19 protein-coding genes, 1 tRNA gene and 1 pseudogene are annotated in these 19534 nt (G+C 67.2%); 8 read left to right on the top strand and 13 right to left on the bottom strand.

The features are described 5' to 3' along the window. The first annotated feature begins 44 nt into the window (after positions 1-44). Complete coding sequence (locus MBELCI_RS10620; protein ID WP_021694202.1) at positions 45-374, top strand: hypothetical protein; 330 nt, start codon at positions 45-47, stop codon at positions 372-374. On the opposite strand, the gene MBELCI_RS10615 is transcribed toward MBELCI_RS10620, so the two are convergent. Continuing rightward, complete coding sequence (locus MBELCI_RS10615) at positions 375-1214, bottom strand: hypothetical protein (RefSeq protein ID WP_021694201.1); 840 nt, start codon at positions 1212-1214, stop codon at positions 375-377. A gap of 161 nt (positions 1215-1375) precedes the next feature. Between MBELCI_RS10615 and MBELCI_RS10610 the strand changes: the two genes are divergently transcribed. The 5 genes from MBELCI_RS10610 (at position 1376) to MBELCI_RS10590 (ending at position 5260) form a co-directional block, all read left to right on the top strand. Then, a tRNA-Ser gene (locus MBELCI_RS10610) sits at positions 1376-1465 on the top strand. A gap of 347 nt (positions 1466-1812) precedes the next feature. Continuing rightward, complete coding sequence (locus MBELCI_RS10605) at positions 1813-2583, top strand: amino acid ABC transporter substrate-binding protein (RefSeq protein WP_021694200.1); 771 nt, start codon at positions 1813-1815, stop codon at positions 2581-2583. An 8-nt stretch (positions 2584-2591) separates the two neighbouring features. Beyond that, positions 2592-3266: an amino acid ABC transporter permease gene (locus MBELCI_RS10600; RefSeq protein WP_021694199.1), complete on the top strand. Its 675-nt coding sequence runs from the start codon at positions 2592-2594 to the stop codon at positions 3264-3266. Continuing rightward, on the top strand, positions 3263-3994 hold the full coding sequence (locus MBELCI_RS10595) for an amino acid ABC transporter ATP-binding protein (protein WP_021694198.1): 732 nt from the start codon (positions 3263-3265) through the stop codon (positions 3992-3994). Before MBELCI_RS10600 ends, MBELCI_RS10595 begins: the two co-directional genes overlap by 4 nt. A gap of 336 nt (positions 3995-4330) precedes the next feature. Beyond that, entirely contained in the window at positions 4331-5260 is a 930-nt protein-coding gene (locus tag MBELCI_RS10590) for a DUF808 domain-containing protein (protein ID WP_021694197.1), read from the top strand. Between the two features lie 64 nt (positions 5261-5324). On the opposite strand, the gene urtE is transcribed toward MBELCI_RS10590, so the two are convergent. Genes urtE through urtA form a run of 5 tightly spaced genes read right to left on the bottom strand, consistent with a single transcriptional unit; the run spans position 5325 to position 11317 of the window. Next, complete coding sequence (urtE, locus tag MBELCI_RS10585) at positions 5325-6020, bottom strand: urea ABC transporter ATP-binding subunit UrtE (RefSeq protein WP_021694196.1); 696 nt, start codon at positions 6018-6020, stop codon at positions 5325-5327. 2 nt (positions 6021-6022) lie between these two features. Next, positions 6023-6763, bottom strand: coding sequence for an urea ABC transporter ATP-binding protein UrtD (urtD, locus tag MBELCI_RS10580; protein WP_021694195.1), 741 nt, complete (start codon positions 6761-6763; stop codon positions 6023-6025). After that, positions 6760-7989 carry an urea ABC transporter permease subunit UrtC gene (gene urtC, locus MBELCI_RS10575; protein WP_021694194.1) on the bottom strand — a complete coding sequence of 410 codons (1230 nt, stop codon included), beginning with the start codon at positions 7987-7989 and terminating at the stop codon, positions 6760-6762. The genes urtD and urtC overlap by 4 nt, the downstream gene beginning before the upstream one ends. A 36-nt stretch (positions 7990-8025) precedes the next feature. Then, the gene (gene urtB / locus MBELCI_RS10570) at positions 8026-9978 is read right to left on the bottom strand and encodes an urea ABC transporter permease subunit UrtB (protein WP_045320012.1); all 1953 of its coding nucleotides are present in this window, start codon (positions 9976-9978) and stop codon (positions 8026-8028) included. A 52-nt stretch (positions 9979-10030) separates the two neighbouring features. Then, positions 10031-11317: an urea ABC transporter substrate-binding protein gene (gene urtA, locus MBELCI_RS10565; protein ID WP_021694192.1), complete on the bottom strand. Its 1287-nt coding sequence runs from the start codon at positions 11315-11317 to the stop codon at positions 10031-10033. Positions 11318-11855: 538 nt separating this feature from the next. Here urtA and MBELCI_RS10560 point away from each other — a divergent pair. Beyond that, positions 11856-12116, top strand: a complete 261-nt coding sequence (locus MBELCI_RS10560; protein WP_021694191.1) for a hypothetical protein — start codon at positions 11856-11858, stop codon at positions 12114-12116. A gap of 15 nt (positions 12117-12131) precedes the next feature. Here the strand turns inward: MBELCI_RS10560 and MBELCI_RS10555 are convergent, their stop codons facing one another. The 6 genes from MBELCI_RS10555 to bioB are packed head-to-tail and all read right to left on the bottom strand — an operon-like array spanning position 12132 to position 17561. Beyond that, entirely contained in the window at positions 12132-12923 is a 792-nt protein-coding gene (locus tag MBELCI_RS10555; RefSeq protein WP_021694190.1) for a methyltransferase domain-containing protein, read from the bottom strand. Then, positions 12920-13534: a pimeloyl-ACP methyl esterase BioG family protein gene (locus MBELCI_RS10550; protein WP_021694189.1), complete on the bottom strand. Its 615-nt coding sequence runs from the start codon at positions 13532-13534 to the stop codon at positions 12920-12922. Before MBELCI_RS10550 ends, MBELCI_RS10555 begins: the two co-directional genes overlap by 4 nt. Positions 13535-13538: 4 nt before the next feature. Continuing rightward, positions 13539-14822: an adenosylmethionine--8-amino-7-oxononanoate transaminase gene (gene bioA, locus MBELCI_RS10545; protein WP_021694188.1), complete on the bottom strand. Its 1284-nt coding sequence runs from the start codon at positions 14820-14822 to the stop codon at positions 13539-13541. Continuing rightward, positions 14819-15448: a dethiobiotin synthase gene (bioD, locus tag MBELCI_RS10540; protein WP_021694187.1), complete on the bottom strand. Its 630-nt coding sequence runs from the start codon at positions 15446-15448 to the stop codon at positions 14819-14821. Before bioD ends, bioA begins: the two co-directional genes overlap by 4 nt. Continuing rightward, positions 15445-16602: an aminotransferase class I/II-fold pyridoxal phosphate-dependent enzyme gene (locus MBELCI_RS10535; protein ID WP_021694186.1), complete on the bottom strand. Its 1158-nt coding sequence runs from the start codon at positions 16600-16602 to the stop codon at positions 15445-15447. The genes bioD and MBELCI_RS10535 overlap by 4 nt, the downstream gene beginning before the upstream one ends. Further along, a complete protein-coding gene (gene bioB, locus MBELCI_RS10530; protein WP_235047617.1) occupies positions 16599-17561 on the bottom strand; it encodes a biotin synthase BioB in 963 nt (320 codons plus the stop codon). Before bioB ends, MBELCI_RS10535 begins: the two co-directional genes overlap by 4 nt. Positions 17562-17746: 185 nt before the next feature. Here bioB and MBELCI_RS10525 point away from each other — a divergent pair, with 185 nt between their 5' ends. Then, the gene (locus tag MBELCI_RS10525; protein ID WP_021694184.1) at positions 17747-18661 is read left to right on the top strand and encodes a DMT family transporter; all 915 of its coding nucleotides are present in this window, start codon (positions 17747-17749) and stop codon (positions 18659-18661) included. A 75-nt stretch (positions 18662-18736) separates the two neighbouring features. On the opposite strand, the pseudogene MBELCI_RS22405 reads toward MBELCI_RS10525, so the two are convergent. Next, positions 18737-19534 (bottom strand): annotated as a pseudogene (locus MBELCI_RS22405) (ABC transporter ATP-binding protein); the annotation flags it as partial.

The following is a 19534-nucleotide window of genomic DNA, read 5'->3' as shown; positions in this document are numbered from 1 at the left end:
ATCAACGAGGCGGTATCCCAAGTCAACCCCGCGAAAGGACCGTCATGCGCGCTCTTCCCCTCCTGCTGCTCCTCGCCGCCCTGCCCGCCTGCGCGCCTGGCGCGCTGCCAGGCCTGCGCTCCACGCTGCTGCCTGCCACGGCGCAGGACAACGCCCGCCGGGGCGCGGTCGAGATCGCCGTGAAAGGCAATTTCGCATCCGTGCTGGACGACATCTCCCGAGGCGGAGGCCCCGCGCTGGAGCGCGCCTTCGATGCGGCGGGTGTGCCGCTCGCCGATCGCCCGGCCCGCAGGCTTCAGCTCACCGGCGATCTGGGGCTTTTCGAAAGCAACCCCGGCGCGCTTGTCACGTCGCTGCTGCTTTGGGGCGGGTGATCAGATCTCCTGCCCGGCCATCAGCCGCGCCGCCGTCTCACCCAGATCCCGCGAGATGCCGATCAGCATCGCATCATAGGCAGCAAAAAGCGCCTTGTTGAGATCGCGCCCCGCAGGCGTTTGCGAGAAGGCGACATAAGCCTCCAACTCCTCGGTCGTCGCCGGGCCATAGGCGAGGTTCAGAAAGGCATAGAGCCATTCAGTAGTGTCGCGCCGGATCTGCGGCTCCTGCAGCCAGATGTCGCCCAGCATCTCACTCTCTCCCATGGCGCCGCCAAAGGCTCCGCCGTCGAGCAGCGCCCGGGAAAAGGCGAGGCTCGCGTTGAGCGCGCCCGCGACATTGATCTCGATCAAGTTGTTCGTCGCGACGAAAGAATCGATCAGCGCGAACCGTTCTGTCTCTGCGTCCATTGCCTCCGCGGCCGACATCTCGGCCCCGGCCTCGACATCGGGGTCCAGCATGGCGCGCCGTGCCGATGCCTCGAGCCTCGAGAATCGCGCGCCCGGCCCGGTTTCGAAGAAGGCGAGCACCGGGCCGATCTCGTGACCCACCAACCCCTCCTCGAGCCCCCGCGCCAGCGCGTCCTGCATCGCCCGCGCGTCATAGATCCGCGCCAACTCTTCGCCCCAACCGGATCGGCCCTGCGCGAAAAGCTCCGCGCCCAGATCCGCGCCATAGGAGAGGCCCTCCTCGCGCATCACCGCCGTGATCTCGTCGAGCGACAGCGCCTTGACGAGCCGATCGATCTCCTGTGCGGTCAGCGCGCCAGCCGCATTCGGCGCGAGCGTACCCAGCACGATGGCGGCGAGAACGGCGAGAGGGCTTTTGTGACGCTGCATGGCATGGTCTCCGAAATGCGTCTTCCTGTGATAGGCTCTCGCCCCGCACATTCCAACAGCACAGCAAAGGCTGACGCCACGGTGACCGAAAACTTCGACAAATTCTCGTCGCGGGGGACTTGCGCCCGTTCGCGCCACTGGCTAAACGCCCCACAGACCGCGGAGAGGTGCCGGAGTGGTCGAACGGGGCGGTCTCGAAAACCGTTGAGCCTGCAAGGGTTCCCAGGGTTCGAATCCCTGTCTCTCCGCCATATCCCTGTTAGAGTGCAGAGAAATCACCGCCACTGGCGGGGCTTCTCCGGCGTTGGCCCGGGCATTCGGTACAAAAAAACATTCAAGCATGGCAGCGTTCGGTAACGCTGGTTAGCGCGTCAATGACCGACATCTGCGAGACCACTTTGAAGCGGAGATCACGCACAAGGTCGACCTCGCAACGGCGGCGCGACCTAGAATGTTGGTCCGTGCAACGAGCGTCGCGAGGGCATATTGTTCCGATCGTGGCCTCGGCAGTTGGGCATGCGCTCTTATTTCCAAGACCAACGTTGAACTCGTCGCTCCAAGACGGCAGGTGGGTCGTCCAACACCAAGGAGCTTCACCATGCTGAAAACGGTCATTGCCGCTGTCATCGCTACCGGCGGTCTGTCGGGCGCCGCCATGGCGCAGGAGAACGACACGCTGCGCGTCGGCATGTCCGGCGGCTACTTTCCCTTCACCTTCGTGCGTCAGGATGAGCTGCAGGGCTTCGAGGTCGACGTGATGAACGCCGTCGGCGAGGAAGCCGGCCTCGACATCGCGTTCGAGACGATGTCGTTTTCGGGTCTCATCGGTGCGCTCGAGGCGGGGCGGATCGACACGATCGCCAACCAGATCACCATCACCCCCGATCGCGAGGCGGCGTTCGCCTTCACCCAGCCCTATGTGATCGACGGCGCGCAGGTGGTGACCAAGGCGGGCAACGACGAGATCGAGGGCGTCCAGGACCTGCGCGGCCGGACCGTCGCGGTTAATCTCGGCTCCAATTTCGAGCAGCTCCTGCGCGATCTGCCCTTCGCGGACGAGATCGACATTCGCACCTACGAATCCAACATTGAGCAGGACACCGCGCTTGGCCGTGTCGATGCCTTCGTGATGGACCGGGTCTCCTCGGCGCAGGTGATCGCCGAAAGCCCGCTGCCCTTGCAGCTGGCCGGGGAGCCGTTCTCCGAGATCCGCAACGCGCTGCCCTTCCGTGACACCGAAGAGGACCGCGCGATGCTCGAGCGGGTCGATGCGGCACTGACCGCGCTCAAAGAGGACGGCACGCTGTCCGACATCTCGAAGAAGTGGTTCGACAGCGACATCACCACCTCCGCGACCGCGGTCGAGTGAGCTGATCGATGCGGGCACTCGACCTCGACTACATGATAGGGCTGGTGCCCGTCATTCTCGGCTACGTGCCGATGACCCTGTTCATGGCGGTGGTGGCGATGGCCTGCGCATTGGTGCTGGCCTCGCTTCTGGCCGTCGAGCGGGTCATCCGTGTGCCGGGCCTCGATTGGCTGGTGATGCTGTTTCTCAGTTTCTTTCGCGGCACGCCCCTCTTGGTGCAGCTGTTCCTGTTCTACTACGGTTTGCCGCAGGTTCTCGCGTTCCTGACGCAGATCAACGGCGTCACGGCCGCGATCATGGGGCTGACGCTGCATTTCTCGGCCTACATGGCCGAGGCGATCCGCGCCGCGATCACCGGCGTCGACCGCAGCCAGTGGGAGGCCGCGCAATCCATCGGCATGACCCAAGGCCAGATGATGCGGCGGATCGTGTTGCCGCAGGCCGGACGGATCGCGGCGCCGACGCTGGTCAACTACTTCATCGACATGATCAAGAGCACCTCGCTCGCCTTCACGCTCGGGGTGACCGAGATGATGGGCGCGACACAAAAGGAAGCCTCGGGCAGCTTTCTCTATTTCGAGGCTTTCCTCGTGGTGGCGGTGATCTACTGGATCATGGTCGAGACGCTGAACCAGGGGCAGAAACAGCTCGAGGCCCATCTCAACAAGGCGTATGCGCGATGATCTCGGTTCAAGGTCTCATCAAGAGGTTCGGCGGCACGGCGGTGCTGGACGGGATCGACCTCAACATCGCAGAGGGCGAGCGGGTCGTCGTGATCGGCCCCTCCGGCACCGGCAAGTCGACGCTGCTGCGATGCCTCAACTTCCTCGACCGGCCCGATGCCGGAACGATCCGGGTGGGCGACGTCTCGGTCGATGCCGACCGCGCTTCGAAACGCGACATCCTCGCGCTGCGCCGCGCCACGTCGTTCGTGTTCCAGAACTACGCCCTCTTTGCCAACAAGACGGCGAAGGAGAACATCATGGAGGCGCTGGTCACGGTGCAGGGCCGTTCGCAGGACGAGGCGGAGCACCGCGCGCTGGAAGTGCTTGCCGAGACCGGGCTCGCCGGAAAGGCCGACAGCTTTCCAGCCGCGCTTTCGGGGGGGCAGCAGCAGCGCGTCGGCATCGGCCGGGCCATGGCCATCGGCGCGCAGCTCATGCTCTTTGACGAGCCGACCTCTGCGCTCGATCCCGAATGGGTCGGCGAGGTGCTCGATCTCATGCGCCGTGTCGCCGAGCAGCGCCAGACTATGCTGATCGTGACGCATGAGATGCAATTCGCCCGCGAAATTGCGGACCGCGTGGTCTTCATGGAGGGCGGCCGCATCGTCGAGCAGGGCCCGCCGAGCGAGGTTCTCGACGCGCCGCGCGACGAGCGGCTCCGGCGATTCCTGCGCAGGGTCGCCTGACCTCGCCCGCGATCCCCGGGGAGTGCCGGATCATGACGAGTTTCTGCGCGGCAAGCCCGGCGCGGGCGTTCGCCCCCCTCTTCCGGTCAGGGAAGGCCGCAGCACTTCGGCAACATCGGCGCGGGCTGACCAACCGGACCGCGCGATCCCTTCCACAGTTCTGAAGTTCTGAGCAAAGCATGGCGCTCGCGAGCGATGCCCGAGGTTCCTCATGGCGCAGGTTCAGACTGCCTCGTGACAGAAACTTCGTCCCAATAGCGACCCATTCGATGCATGGCTCGTTGGAAGACGATACACCCGACGCAAGTTCAACCGTCCCACAGCATTGGCAGGCCCATGAGTTCCGGAATATTCGCTCTTCTCGACGACGTCGCCCTGATCGCCCGAACCGCTGCGGCGTCGCTCGATGACGTGGCCGCAGCCACCGTGAAGGCGGGCAGCAAGTCCATGGGCATCGTCATCGACGACGCCGCCGTCACCCCCAAATACGTTCTGGGCTTCATGGCCGACCGGGAGCTGCCGATCATCCGCAAGATCGGCATCGGCTCGCTGCGCAACAAGCTGCTGGTGCTGCTGCCGGCGGCCCTCGCGCTGAGCTTTCTAGCACCTTGGGCCATCACGCCGCTTTTGATGCTGGGTGGGCTCTATCTCGCCTACGAAGGCGCCGAAAAGGTAGCCGAGGTCTTTCTGGGGCACGGGCACGGTGCGGCCAAGGCGGCACCGCTCGACGAGGAGAGCACCGTCAAGGGCGCAATCCGCACGGATTTCATCCTGTCGGCAGAGATCATGGCGTTGACGCTGTCGACCGTGGCGGGCCAGCCCTTCGTCACCCAAGCTCTCGTGCTCGGGGTCGTCGGCGTGTTCATCACCTTCCTCGTCTACGGCGCCGTGGCGATCATCGTGAAGGCCGACGATGTGGGCGCAGCGCTGGCGGCGCGCGGCCCGGACGGGTTCGTTCCGGCCTTCGGGCGGCTGCTGGTCAAGGGCATGCCCTATGTGCTCGACCTTCTGTCGATTGTCGGCACGGCGGCAATGCTGTGGGTGAGCGGCGGGATCCTGATCCACGGGCTCGAGAACTATCACATCGCCCTTCCCGAACACGCGGTCGAGGGGGCCAAGGAATACGTCATGCATCACGTGCCGGTCCTGCCCGAGGCGCTGGGCTGGTTGACCGGTGCGACGTTGATGGGCCTGTTAGGCCTCGCGGTGGGCGCGGTGCTCGTGGCGGTCCTGTCGCTGTTGCCTGCCAAGTCCAAAGCACATTGACCGGGCCTCGGATGAGGATGCCTGTCCGCATCTCGTGGGCAGGGCCGTAACGGCCCCGCCCGACTCAGACCGAGACGCCGCGCAGCAGCTCGTCGCGGCTCACCCCGTCGCGGGTGCCGGTAAGGGTCACTCGCCCCCGCCGCATCACGACGAAGCTGTCGGCGAGCTCGTAGGCGAAGTCGAAATACTGCTCGACCAGCACGATCGCCATGTCGCCCCGGTCGCGCAGCTTGGAAATGACGCGGCCGATCTGCTGGATGATGTTGGGCTGGATGCCCTCGGTCGGCTCGTCGAGCAGCAAAAGGCGCGGCTTGAGGATCAGCGCGCGGGCGATCGAAAGCTGCTGCTGCTGGCCGCCGGAGAGGTCGCCGCCGCGCCGGTGCTGCATCTGGTGCAGCACGGGAAACAGATCGAAGATGTCGTCGGGTACCTTCCGCTCGGCACGCGGCAGTCCGGCAAAGGCGGTCTCTAGGTTCTCGCGCACGGTAAGCAGCGGGAACACCTCGCGCCCCTGCGGCACATAGCCCACGCCTGCCCGCGCCTTGCCATGGGCGGACATCCCTCCGATGTCGTCGCCATCGAGGGTCATGCGGCCCCTGCTTGCCGGGTGACGCCCCGACAGCGCCTTGAGCAGGCTGGTCTTGCCGACGCCGTTGGTGCCCATCACGCAGGTCACCTCGCCCGCCCGCGCGGTCATCGACACGCCATCGAGGATCTGGCTATGGCCGTAGTGGAGGTCGAGATCGGTCACGTCGAGCATGTCTATCGTCCCAGGTAGACGTCGATGACGTCGGGGTTGGAGGTCACGTGATCGAGACTGCCCTCGGCCAGAACCGATCCCTCGTGCAGCACCGTCACGCGGCAGTTCAGGCGTCGCACGAACTCCATGTCGTGCTCGACCACCACCACGGCGCGGGTCTTCGCGGCCTCGACGAGGATGTCGGTGGTCTTCTCACGCTCTTCGAGCGTCATGCCCGCGGCGGGCTCGTCCACCAGCAAGAGCCGCGGCTCCTGCGCCAGCAGCATGCCGATCTCGAGCCATTGCTTCTGGCCGTGGCTGAGTTCGCCCGCCTTGCGCGCCAGGTGCGCGGTGAGGCCGATCTTTTCGGCCAGCGCCTCGACGCGGGCGATGTCGCCCTGGCCGGGGCGGTAGAACAGCGCGGCGAACGGCCCGCGCCGGTTCTTGAGCGACACGATGAGGTTCGACTGCACCGTCTGGTCCTCGAACACCGTGGGCTTCTGGAACTTGCGCCCCACCCCTTCACGGGCGATGCGCGCCTCCGACAAACCAAGGAGCGACAGCCCCTTTTCGCCCCAGCGGATCGTGCCCTTGTCGGGGCGGGTCTTGCCGGTGACGATGTCCATGAAGGTGGTCTTGCCCGCGCCGTTGGGCCCGATCACCGCGCGCAGCTCGGCCGCGCCCATGCGGAACGACAGGTTGTTGATGGCACGAAAGCCATCGAAGCTCACCGAGACGCCGGACACCTCAAGAAGCGTGCTCATGCCTCTGCCTCCTCTTCGCGGAACGATCCCCGGTCTGGGCCGAGATCGGCGCCGTGACGCGAAGGCCGGCGGCGGTGGGTCCACAAATCGACCAGACCGCCGAGACCGCGCGGCGCGAACAGCGTCACCGCCACGAAGCTGAGGCCGAGGAACACCAGCCACCAGTCGACCCAGACGATGCGCAGCGGACCGAGGTCCAGATCCGGCAGCTGGCCAGATGTGAAAAACGACGACACGAGGCTCACCACGATGGCACCGATCACCGCGCCATAGAGCCGTCCGCGCCCGCCGATCGCCACCCAGACCGCGAGGTAGATCGAGGCGATGGGCATCATCTCGGCGGGGTTCACGATCCCCGCCTGCGGATAATAGAGCGCGCCCGCGATGCCGGTGATCGCCGCCGACAGCGTGAAGACAGCGAGTTTGAAGCCTTCGACCGGGTAGCCGAGGAAGCGCACCCGCGCCTCGTTGTCGCGAATGCCGCGCAGGATCGCGCCGAACTTGCCCGACACCACCCACGCACAGAGCACGTAGCCCAAGCCCAGCGCCACGGCAGAGCCCCAAAGGAACCAAAGCGCCACCTGCGCCTGCGGCACGTCGCCCTGCCCCGGCAGGTTCTGCAGCCCCGACAACCCGTTGTTGCCGCGCAGCCCACTGTCGTTCTGGAACAGGTAGAGCGCCAGCGCCAGCGTCATCGCCTGCGTCAGGATCGACAGGTAGACGCCGGTGACCCGGCTGCGGAACGCCAGCCAGCCGAAGACCAGCGCCAAGAGCGACGGCACCAGCACCACGAGCGCGAGCTGCGCCCAGAGGCTGCTCGACAGGCTCCAGATCGGCGGGAAATCGGACGAGCCGACGACGCCGAAGATCTGTCCGCCCACCGCGTCGCGGATCTCGGCGGGGGTCGGCGGGATCACCGAACCCGCGAGGCTTTCGGCCACGATGTTTTCGGTCCGGGCCGTCATCAGCCACATGCCGATCATGTAGCCGCCCAGCGCGAAGAAGGCGATGTTGCCTAAGGACAGGATGCCCGCATAGCCCCAGACCAGATCCATGGCGAGCGCCGCGAGCGCGAGGCACAGCGTCATGCCGAGCGTCTTGACGAAGCTGGTGGACAGCCCGCCGCCCGCCGCCTCGGACAGGATCGAGACGAGGAAGGTGACGAGGAGCAGCGCGCCGAGCATGATCGGGACCGACGGGTTGCGCTTGAGAAAGGAGCCGGTCATGGGGCCTCCGATGCGATGTGAGGGGCGGTCATGCGGTCAGTCTCCCGCCGCGCGGCCCCGGAGCGCGATGATGCCGCGCGGCCGGAACTGGATGAAGATGATCACGGCGACGATCATGTAGGTCTGCGCCGCCAGCGTGTTCGAGGGGTTGAGCACCTCGATGCCCTTTTGCAGCCCACCGATCATCGCGGCCCCCGCAAGCGTGCCCCAGATGTTGCCGACGCCGCCGACGACCACGGTCATGAAGCTCTGCACGATGTAGTCGGCCCCCATCTCGGAGGTGACCTTGGCATAGAGGCCGATCGCCACGCCCGCGATGCCCGCGATGCCCGAGCCGAGCCCGAAGGTCAGCATGTTGACCCGGCCCGGATCGATGCCGACCGAACCCGCCATGCCGGGGTTCTGCGTTACGGCGCGGGTTTCGAGCCCGAGCCGCGTACGCTTCATCAAAAATAGAAAGAAGCCGAGGAACATCAGCGCCAGAACGAAGATCGCGATGCGGATGTAGCTGATCCCGACCACGTCGTTGAGGATCCACGCGCCGCCGAGCCAGTCTGGCGCGGTGAGCGGGCGGGCCTGCGTGCCGAAGATGATTTTGGCGAGTTGCTGCAGCGCAATCGAAATGCCGAAGGTCGCGAGCAGCGTTTCGAGCGGGCGATGGTAGAGATGCCGGATCACCAACCGCTCCATCGCCACGCCCGCGGCAAAGGTCACCACGAAGGCGGCAGGCAAGGCCGCGATGAGCGACAGCGTGCGGTCCGGCACGATCTGTTGCACGAGATAAGCGGTGTAGGCCCCCATCATGATGAATTCGCCATGCGCCATGTTGATGACGCCCATCACGCCGAAGGTGACGGCAAGGCCGATGGCGGCGAGGAAGTAGATCGAGGCGAGGCTCAGCGCATCGAGGCCGATATCGACCCCCTTCATCGCGCCGACCCGCAGCCCGATCGAGGTGATTGCCGCGCGGGCGGCGTCGGTGACGGCGCTGCTCGGCTCGACATAGACGCCGAAGAAGTCATGCGCCCCGAGCGCGGCCTCGACGTCGCCATCCTCGACGCGCGGCGGCACGGTGCCCCGGGCGGCCAGCGCGTCATAGGCACGGGCTCGGACGGCGGGATCGCCTAGCGCGCCCAGAGGCACGCCGCCGACTCGGCCCGCCTCCCGGTTCGCCTCAAGGGCTGCGCGGATGTCGGAATTGTCGGGACGCGCCGGGGCGAGGCCCTCCTCGACCAGCCGGGCATAGGCCGCGCCCATCGACAGCCTCTCGCCTCCGGGCGACAGGGCGCGCGCGACGTTGCCCTCGGGCGTGGCGCCGGCGGGCACGACCTCAAGGCGCGTGGCCAGGAGCGGGTTGAGCGCGGCGCGCACTTCGACGGCGGTGTCGGTCGACAGCGCCTCGATGGCAGAGACGCGCTCGGCCTCAGCCGTGCCAAAGCGCATGGTCAGAAGCCGCTCCAGCCGGATCTTGCGGGCGCGCAGATCGGCGTCCTCCTCGGTCTCGATCGAGGCGCGCAGCGGTGCGAGCAGCTCCGGCTCGGGGTCGCGCGTGATCGAGACCAGCGCCTCGCGGCGGCGGCGCGGCTCGGGGTCGGTGAGCTGGAACTGCACCAGCGCCGTGCCGATGAGGGCGCGGATGCCGCTGTTGGGCTTGATCTGCTCCATCGCGTCGGTGTTGGCCGGGCCGGTTTCCTCACCGGTATCGACATCGACGAGGATTTCGGCCCCGTCCCTTTCGATCACCCGCCAAAAGCGCCCCTCGGCATCGCGCCACAGCGCCTTGTTCTGCCAAGCCTGCAGAACCGGCTGCACCCGCTCCAGCCCGCTCGCGACGATGGCGTCGATCGCGGGTTGGATGGTGCGCCGCGAGCTTTGCTCGATCAGATCGCCCTGATCCTGCAAAAGATCCTGCACCGATCCGGTCTGCGCTGTGGCAGGCCCGAGAGCCAGCCACAGCGCCGCCAGCGCCGTCATGAATATCCGTGTCATTCGTTCGCCCCCGTGGGTGACCGGGGCGCAATCCGCCCCGGCCCTTGCGTCGTCAGTAGTTCGACTTGGTCTGCACGCAGGTCTCGGTTTCGGTGTTGTACATGCCGCAGCCGAGATCCTTCCAATCCGAGGTCAGCACCGCGCTCTCGGGCAGGAAATCGGTCCAGGCGTCGCCGGGCACCGGGTCGGTCTGGGTCAGGATGTCGAACTGCCCGTCTTCGGTGATCTCGCCGATCAGCACCGGCTTGGTCAGGTGGTGGTTGGGCAGCATCTCGGCGGTGGAGCCGGTGAGGTTCTCGAAGGTCTGGCCGTACATCGCCTCGCGCACGGCATCGACCTCGGTGCTGCCGGCCTTTTCGACCGCCTGCGCCCACATATTGAAACCGATGTAATGGGCTTCCATCGGATCGTTGGTGACCCGCTCCTCGCCCATCTTCTCCTTCCACTTGGCGACGAACGCCTCGTTCGCCTCGCCATCGGCGGACTGGAAGTAGTTCCATGCGGCGAGGTGACCGACGAGGTTCGAGGTGTCGAGACCCGACAGCTCCTCCTCACCCACAGAGAAAGCGATGACTGGGATGTCCTCGGCCGAGACGCCTTGCGCGGCGAGTTCCTTGTAGAAGCCGATATTGGCGTCGCCGTTGATGGTCGAGATCACGCCGACCTTCTTGCCGTCGGCGCCCAAGCCCACGACGTCAGAGACGATCTTGGACCAGTCGGAATGGCCAAAGGGGGTGTAGTTGACGAAGATGTCGGCGTCGGCGACGCCCTGATCCTTGAGATAGGCTTCGAGGATGTTGTTGGTGGTGCGCGGATAGACGTAGTCGGTGCCAAGGAGCGCGAACTTCTCGACCCCCATCTCCTCGATCATGTAGTCGGTCGCGGGGATCGCCTGCTGGTTCGGCGCGGCGCCGGTGTAGAAGACGTTCTTCGAGCTCTCCTCACCCTCGTACTGCACCGGGTAGAACAGCAGGCCGTTCAGCTCCTCGACCACCGGCAACACCGACTTGCGGCTCACGCTCGTCCAGTTGCCGAAGATCACGTCGACCTCGTGCACCGACAGAAGCTCGCGCGCCTTTTCGGCAAAGAGCGGCCAGTCTGAGGCCGGGTCGACGACCACCGCCTCGAGTTCGCACCCCAGAAGGCCACCCTTGGCGTTCTGATCCTCGACCAGCATCAGAACCGTGTCCTTCAGCGTGGTCTCGGAGATGGCCATGGTACCCGAAAGCGAGTGCAGCACGCCCACCTTGATCGGGCAGGATGCGTCTTGCGCCATGGCGGGGGCACTCAGCGCGCCGATCGCGAGGAAGGCGGCCAGTGAAGTCGAGGGTCTGATCATCTGTCGGTCTCCTGGCGGAAGCGGCGGGGCGGGGATTGCCTCTCGGCCCTGCCCGCCCTAGCTCAACTTCCGCAACTGTGTTGCATCCGGGGGGCGGCCGCCGCGAGGTCCAAGTCCAGTGGCCGTCTCCCTCCCGCCCTCATGGCCCATCGGGCGAATGGTCGGGATGGCACACGGTTCGGCCAGAGCCGCCGCGGGTGCAATCGAGGCCAAATGCATTTTCGACACGCGACACGACTTGCCTCTTCTGGCGGCGCTCAGGTGGCGCGATGTCGCAAAATTGGGCAACGTCGCCCGGGCTGCCGTCTATTGGAGCGCCACGCCGCGCTGGCGCAAAAAGATCGGGCGGTGCAGGCTTGGCGGAGTCATCCCGAACCATGCCGCGGGGCGGAGTTTTGGGCAGAATCGAAACGGAAGGACCGATGATCGCAGCCATGCCGCCGGTGGCTTTGACGGTGCGATGCCGCCCATTCGCGCTCGTGACCTTCCCTTGAGCCGTTCCTGCGGTCCCGTTCCACCACGTGTGCCTGAGAGCGCCTTGCTGCATGCCGCCCACAAGGCGCTGTCGATCACGACCGTCGAGCTTCTGGGGGATGCGGATCAACTGATCTGCATCGTAACACGTGGCGGCGACGAAACGCTGACCTGCGGCGCATCGATCCATGCGGTGGGCCGCGCCGGAGCCGAGATCGAGGTGATCTGCCTGACCCAAACCGCGCCCGCGCCGCAGGCCGACCCCCGGCAGGAGGAGACCGCGCAGGCGGTTCTGCCTTGGTCGAACATTACTGCAACACCCTGAACTGTATTTCTCGGGCTAGGGCGTATCGGCCCCGGCACATGCGCCGCCCGCAGCGGTGGCACCGATGACGAGATGCACCGAAACATGGCTCAACCCGAGCCGCCCGTCGGGGCGCGGATGCTCGGCCCGCCAGCGCGTCTCGGCGGCGCGCATCGCCCTCCGCCCCCAGCCCGCCCGTGCGTTGCCGGTGACGCCGGTGGCCCGCAGGTGCCGCAAGAGCTGCGGCAAGTCGTCGAACCCCAACACCTCGCGCCGGATTTCGACCGCCCGCAGAGCCAACCCCCGAGGCAGCAGGGCAGGCCAGTCGGCGGGATCAGCGTAGAACAAAGGCTCAGGCGCCGCCAGCGCCGCCAGCTCCGCGAAATGGCCGCGACCGAAGCCGCCGATCAGCAATCGCCCATCCGGCGCGAGATGCCGCGCCAGCCGCGAGAGCAGCGCGGCGGGATCGGCGATCCACTGGATCGTGGCCCCCGAGGCGATCAGGTCGAACCGGCCGTCGAGGGCGATGTCCTCGATCGGTCCGGGACGGAACCCGGCGCGCAGATCGGCAGGAAGATAGGCGACCGCCTCCGGCAGCAGGTCGTTGGTCTCGAAGCTCTCGATGGCGAAGCGCGACCGCAGAGCGGTGGTCAGAAGCCCGGTGCCGCAGCCGAACTCGAAGGCGCGGGCAATCCGCGGCCCGACCCCGTCCTCGACCAGCATCCCGGCCAGCCGCGCGGCACTCGCCGCCTGCACCCGCGCCTCGTCGTGATAGCTCGGCAGGCCTCGCCGAAACGCACGTGCCACGCGGTCGGTGGCGATGCTCATCCAAGCACCTCGTTCCAACTCTGCCAGAGGCCGAAGGGGCAATGCGGCGCTTCGACCACGCGCAGGGGCACGCCTTCGAAGGCCCGCCGCAGGTTGGCCTCGGGGAACACGTGGTCACGCGACGCTATCACAACGTTGTTCCAGACGACCTCTGGCGCAACTCCGCGCGCCTCCACGACGTCGAGCTCATCTCGCAGGGCGTCGATATCTGCATCCGCCACCGGCGGGACCCCGGCCCGATCGAGAAAGAGCTTGAGCGTATCCCGATCGAGCCGGTCGCGGGTGCGCGCGAAGATCGCAGGGGGAATGCCGAGGCGGCGGTCGACCGGCACGGGGCTGCCACACAGCGCGACGCGCCGGTCGAACCCGGTCGCCTGCCCGGCCTGCCAATGCGCATAGGCCGCGACACCGAAGGACCACGCGACGAGGGAGCGCCGCGCATAGCCCTCAAGCGAGGGAAGCTCGGCCCCCAGATCGCGCCAGTCGTCGCAGAACAGCACGTCACAATCGCCCGACAAATGTGCCAGCGGCCCGGCCCCGGCGGTCCAACCGCCAAAGGCGACGATGACCTCCGACGCATCGCTCGGCCCGGCCAGCCAGCGCGTCCGCATGACGCTATAGCTCGCCTGCGAGGCGGATCATCGCGGCGCAGACCTGGCTGACCTCTCCCGATGTCAGCACGAAGGGCGGCATGGCGTAGATGTTGCGCCCGAATGGACGCAGCCAGACGCCGGTCTCACGAGAGATCGGGTGGGCGGCATCGGCGCTGACCTCGTGTTCCATCTCGATCACCGCGATCGCCCCGAGCACGCGCACCTCTGCCACGCCCGGCAGGTCACGCGCGGGGGCCAACTCCTCTCCCATCTGCTCCGCGATGGCGGCGACATGGTCGCGCCATGTGCCATCCGCGAGCAGATCGAGGCTGGCGCAGGCGGCGGCGCAGGCCAACGGATTGCCCATGAAAGTTGGCCCGTGCATGAAGAGCCCCGGCGTGCCCGAGCCGATCATCCGCGCCACCTCGCCCGAGGCCATGACGGCGGCGAAGGAAAGGTGCCCACCAGTCAGCGCCTTGCCCAAGCACATGATGTCGGGGGCCACGCCCGCGAGATCGGCCGCGAACATCTCGCCCACGCGACCAAAGCCGGTGGCGATCTCGTCGAAGATCAGCAGGATGCCCAACTCGTCGCAAAGCTCGCGCGCGCGGCGCAAATATTCGGGATGGTAGAAGCGCATGCCGCCCGCGCCCTGTACCAGCGGCTCGAGGATCAGCCCGGCGATCTGGTCGCCATGCTCATGCAGCAGCCGCGACAGCGCCGCGATGCCGTTGGCTTCGTCGTCCTCGGGCCAATCGTCGCCCATCGCTACCGGCGGACGCGGCGCGAAATACTGGATGTTGAGCGCGCCCTCGAACAGATGATGCATTCCGTTCACCGGGTCGCAGACGCTCATCGCCTTCCATGTGTCGCCATGATAGCCGCCGCGCGGCGTCGCGAAACGGACGCGGCCGGGCCGCCCGGCGGCAAGCTGATGCTGCACTGCCATCTTCATCGCCACCTCGACCGCGACCGAGCCGCTGTCGCAGTAGAACACGTGTTCGAGCCCCTCGGGCGTCATCGCCACCAGCCTGCGGCCCAGCTCGATCGCCGGGCCATGCGTCAGCCCGCCGAACATCACATGCGGCAGGCGGTCGATCTGCTCGTGCATCGCGCGCGAGATCGCCGGGTGGCGGTGGCCGTGGATGGTGCACCACCAAGACGACATGGCGTCGATCATGCGGGTGCCGTCATCGAGAGTGAGCCACGCGCCCTCGGCGCTCTCGACCACATAGGTCGGCCCCGGCGCCATGACGTTGGTGTAGGGATGCCAGAGATGATCGCGGTCGAAGGCGGCGTCGGTCATGCGGCCTCCATCGCGGCGCGGATCGCGGTGATGTCGATGGCGTCGAACCCCGCGCGCAGGGTATCGGGGTCCAGCGGATCGAGGTGGCTCAGGCGGCCCAGATGCGCCACTTTGCCCATCTCGGCAATCGTGCGCTCCACGCGCGGCGCAGCCTCGCCCACGAAAATCACGCCTCCCGCCGGAACGCCCGCGCAGCGCAGCGCCGAGAGCGACAGAAGCGTGTGGTTGATCGTCCCGAGCGCGGTCCGCGCCACGAGCACCACCGGCGCGCGCCAGCGGGCAAAGAGATCGAGAAAGGTGGTCTCGTCATTGAGCGGCACCATGATGCCGCCCGCCCCCTCGACGACCAAAGGCCCGGAGATTTCGGGCAGGCGCAGTGTGTCGAGGTCGATACTCAGACCCTCGGCCTCGGCGGAGATATGCGGGCTCGCGGGCAGGCTCAGGCGCACCGCCTCTGGCAGGACAACTCCGCCCGAAAGCCGCGCCACGATCTCGCTGTCGGTCTCATGCTCCAGCCCCGACTGCACCGGTTTCCAATAGCGCGCGCCGAGGGCCTGCACGAGACCGGCGGAAACGACCGTCTTGCCGATGCCGGTATCGGTGCCCGTGACGATGATGGGGGTCATGCGGCGGCCTTTCGAAGGTTGGACAGATCGGCAAAGAGCGCGTCGATCTCGCCCGAAGCGACATTGGGGGTGATCGAGATCCGAAGCCGTGCCGTGCCGCGCGGCACCGTGGGCGGGCGGATCGCGCGCACGTCGTGGCCCCGCGCCTGAAGTGCGGTCGCAAGAACCAGCGCCTCGGCATCCTCGCCGATGATCACCGGCAGGATCTGCGTGTCGAATTGCCCGAAGCCCGCGCGCCGGGCGACGTCGTGAGAGTGGCGGATGTTGTCCCATGCCGCATCACGCAGATCGGGCCGTTCGGCCATCAGCCGCAGCGCCGCGCGCATGATGGCCGCGTCGAGCGGTGACGGGGCGGTGGAGAACACGAAGTTGCGGGCGCGGTTGACCAGGGTGTCGATCAGCACCGGATCGGCGCAGACCAGACCGCCCGCGCCGCCGAGGGCCTTGCCGCAGGTGTGCAGCGTCACGATATCGACGGATGGGTCGAGCCCATGCGCTCGCCCCTGCCCGCGATCACCATAAAGCCCGGTCGCATGCGCCTCGTCGACGACGAGCACCGCGCCATCCTCCACCGCGATGGCGGCGAGGTCCTCGAGAGGCGCGAGGTCGCCCTCCATGGAATAGAGGCTCTCGCAGGCGATCCAGACCCGGCCCATGCCGCCGCCCGCGCGCCAGCCCCGCAGGGCGTCGCGTGCAGCATCCGCGTCGTTATGCGCAAAGCTCAGGGTCTCGGCCCGGCCGAGACGCATCCCGTCATGCGCGCTGGCATGCACCAGCGCGTCGTGGAGGACGAGATCGCCCTGCATCGGCAGGCTCGAGAAGATCGCCACGTTGCCGGGAAAGCCCGCGCCCATGTAGAGTGCGGCGGGCGCGTCGAAAAAGGCCGCCGCCTCGGCTTCCAGCGCCTCGTGCTCTGCGTCGTTGCCGCGCAGTAGCCGCGAGCCGCCCGATCCCGTGGCCACGCCCCGGTCGAGCGCCGCGCGCGCCGCCGCGCGCAACAGATCGGATCCCGCCAGCCCGAGATAATCGTTCGAGGAAAAGTCCTGCCCCAACCGGGGCATCAGCACGCGCCTGCGGCCGCGCGCACCGAGCGCGTCGAGCGCATCGGCGTGGCGCGCAAATCCGGGGCGGCCCCGTGAGGCCGCAGCACTCATCGCGCGCCGGTCTCGCCAAGCTCCATCGACTCGAGCCCGAGCCGACCGAACAGGACGCTGTCGCGATCCTCGCCGGGGTTCTGCGCCGTCAGCAGCACGTCGCCCGAGAAGATCGAATTGGCCCCGGCAAAGAAACACAGCGCCTGCGTCTCCTCGCTCATCGCCGTGCGGCCGGCCGAGAGCCGCAGATGGGCTTTCGGCATCAGGATGCGCGCCAACGCGATGACCCGCACGAAGTCGATCCCGTCCACCGGCTCGGCATCCGCGAGCGGCGTATCGGGCATCGGCATCAGCTGGTTGATCGGCACGCTGTCGGGATGCTCGGCAAGATTGGCCAGCGCCAGCAGCATGTCGATCCGGTCCATCTCGGTCTCGCCCATCCCGAGGATGCCGCCTGAACAGACTTTGATCCCCGCCTCGCGCACGCGGTTGAGCGTGTCGATCCGGTCGGCGAAGGTGCGGGTGGTGATCACTTCGGGGTAATACCGCTCCGAGGTGTCGATGTTGTGGTTGTAGTAATCGAGCCCCGCGCCCTTGAGGCGGATCACCTGATCGTCCTCGAGCATGCCCAATGTCATGCAGGTCTCCATGCCGAGCGCCCGCACGCCCTCGACCATGGCGACGAGCTGGTCCATGTCGCGTTCCTTGGGCGAACGCCAGGCCGCGCCCATGCAAAAGCGGGTCGAGCCCTGCTCCTTGGCGCGGCGCGCCTCCGAAAGCACGCGCTCCACCTCGATCAGCTTGGAGGCCGGGAGATGCGAGCCGTTGCGCGCCGATTGGCTGCAATAGGCGCAATCCTCGGCACAGCCGCCGGTTTTGATGTTCGACAACTGGCTGCGCTGGACCTTGTTGGGGTCGAAGTTCTGCCTATGCACGGTCTGGGCTTGGAACAGCAGGTCGTTGAACGGCTGGTCGAAGAGCGCCTGCGCCTCGGCGCGGGTCCAGTCGTGGCGGATGATGCTGGCGTCGGTCAAGGCGTGTCCCGCTCTGTCGGAAGTGTTGTCGACTTCTAGGACGCCCGCGCCGACGGGTCAAACGGGTTCGACCCCGTGCCGCGCCCGAGGCCGAGTGCCGCGCATGGCCACGGGGCATGGGCAAAGACGAAGGGCTGCGCTAGCACATCGGGGGAGAACGGGAGGGCAGCATGAGCACGCAAGACGCGACCGACGGCACCGGATCGCAGGCGCTTCTTGCGGCGGCATGGATGATGGGCGCAGTGGCGGCCTTCACCTCGATGGCGGTGGCGGGCCGGGCCGTGTCGTTCGAGCTCGATACCTTCGAGATCATGGCCTACCGTTCGCTCATCGGGGCGGCCATCGTCGCTGCTACGCTGGGCCTGCGCGGCCGCTGGGGCGCGGTGGGCCTGCGCCGGCCCGATCTTCACCTCGCGCGCAACCTCGCACATTTCACGGCCCAGAACCTGTGGTTCTACGCGATCGTCTCGCTGCCGCTGGCGCAGGTCTTCGCGCTCGAGTTCACCGCGCCGCTCTGGGCGCTTGTACTGTCGCCGCTGCTGCTCGGCGAACGGCTGACGCGGGCCCGGGCGCTGGCCGCGCTACTGGGCTTCGCGGGGATCCTGCTGGTGGCGCGCCCCGGCGCTGCCCCGATCTCTCCCGCCCTCTTGGCCGCCGCGGGCTGCGCCATTGGCTTCGCCTTCACCTATATCCTGACCAAGAAGCTTACCGTGCAGGTAAGCACCGCCGAGATCCTGTGGTGGATGACCGTCAGCCAAGCCGTCTTCGGCCTTGCTTGCGCCGCGTTCGACGCCGACATCACCCTGCCCTCCGCCGCAACGCTGCCATGGATTGCCCTGATCGCGGCAGCGGGGCTGTCGGCGCATTTCTGTATCGCGAGCGCGCTGCGGCTTGCCCCGGCGACGCTGGTGATGCCGTTCGATTTCCTGCGGCTTCCGGTGATTGCGGTGGTCGGGCTCGTGGCTTACGGCGAACCGATTGGGACCTGGGTCGTTCTGGGCGCCGCGCTGATCCTCGGGGGCAATTATCTGAACCTTCGGGCCGGCACGGCCAGCCGCGGGGCAAACCGCGCGGCGCGTTCCTGAACCGATGAGGCCTTGAAGGCCGACCCCGGCACCGGTGCGCCTCCGCTCGCCGATGCCGGGGTCGGCCCGCCCGGCTCACCGGTAGTAGAGCGAGCGCCCCTCGTGGAAGACCTGCACCTTCTCTGGCGCCGCCGAGAGACGCACATTGCGGCCACGCAGGTCGGAATGGATGCCCGGCAGCTTGGCGATCACCGGATCGGCGCCGTTCACCTTCTCGAAATACAGGATCGTCACCTCGCCCAGCGACTCGGTGAAATCGACGCGGCCCTCGAAGATATGGGCCCCGCCCGCATCCGTGGTCTCGATCAGATCCTCGGGCCGCGCGCCCAGCTTTACGACCTTGCCCATGTCGGCCTCGGTCGTCGCACCGCCGAAAGCGCGGTGCCGCCGCCATCAAGCGTCACCGTGGTCTGCGCGCCGGTGCCGGTGATCCGGCCCGGCAGCAGGTTCATCGCCGGCGAACCGATGAACTGCGCCACGAACTCGTTCTCGGGCCGCTCGTAAAGTTCGAGCGGCGTGCCGACCTGGGCGATGCCCTTGTTGGCCAGAACCACGATCCGGGTCGCCAGCGTCATCGCCTCGACCTGGTCGTGGGTGACGTAGATCATGGTCGAGTCGGGCATCGATTCCTTGAGCTGGGCAATTTCGATCCTCGTGGCGACGCGCAGCGCCGCATCGAGGTTGGAGAGCGGCTCGTCGAAGAGATAGACCTTGGGGTCGCGCACGATCGAGCGGCCGATGGCGACCCGCTGCCGCTGGCCGCCCGAGAGCGCCTTAGGCAGGCGGTCGAGATAAGGTTCGAGCTGCAGGATGCGGGCGGCGTTGGAGATCGCGGCGTCGATCTCCTCCCTCGACTTCTTGGCGAGCTTCAGG

The organism is Limimaricola cinnabarinus LL-001 (assembly GCF_000466965.1).
Classification (GTDB): domain Bacteria; phylum Pseudomonadota; class Alphaproteobacteria; order Rhodobacterales; family Rhodobacteraceae; genus Limimaricola; species Limimaricola cinnabarinus.
This window is presented reverse-complemented; position numbering and strand designations above follow the sequence as displayed.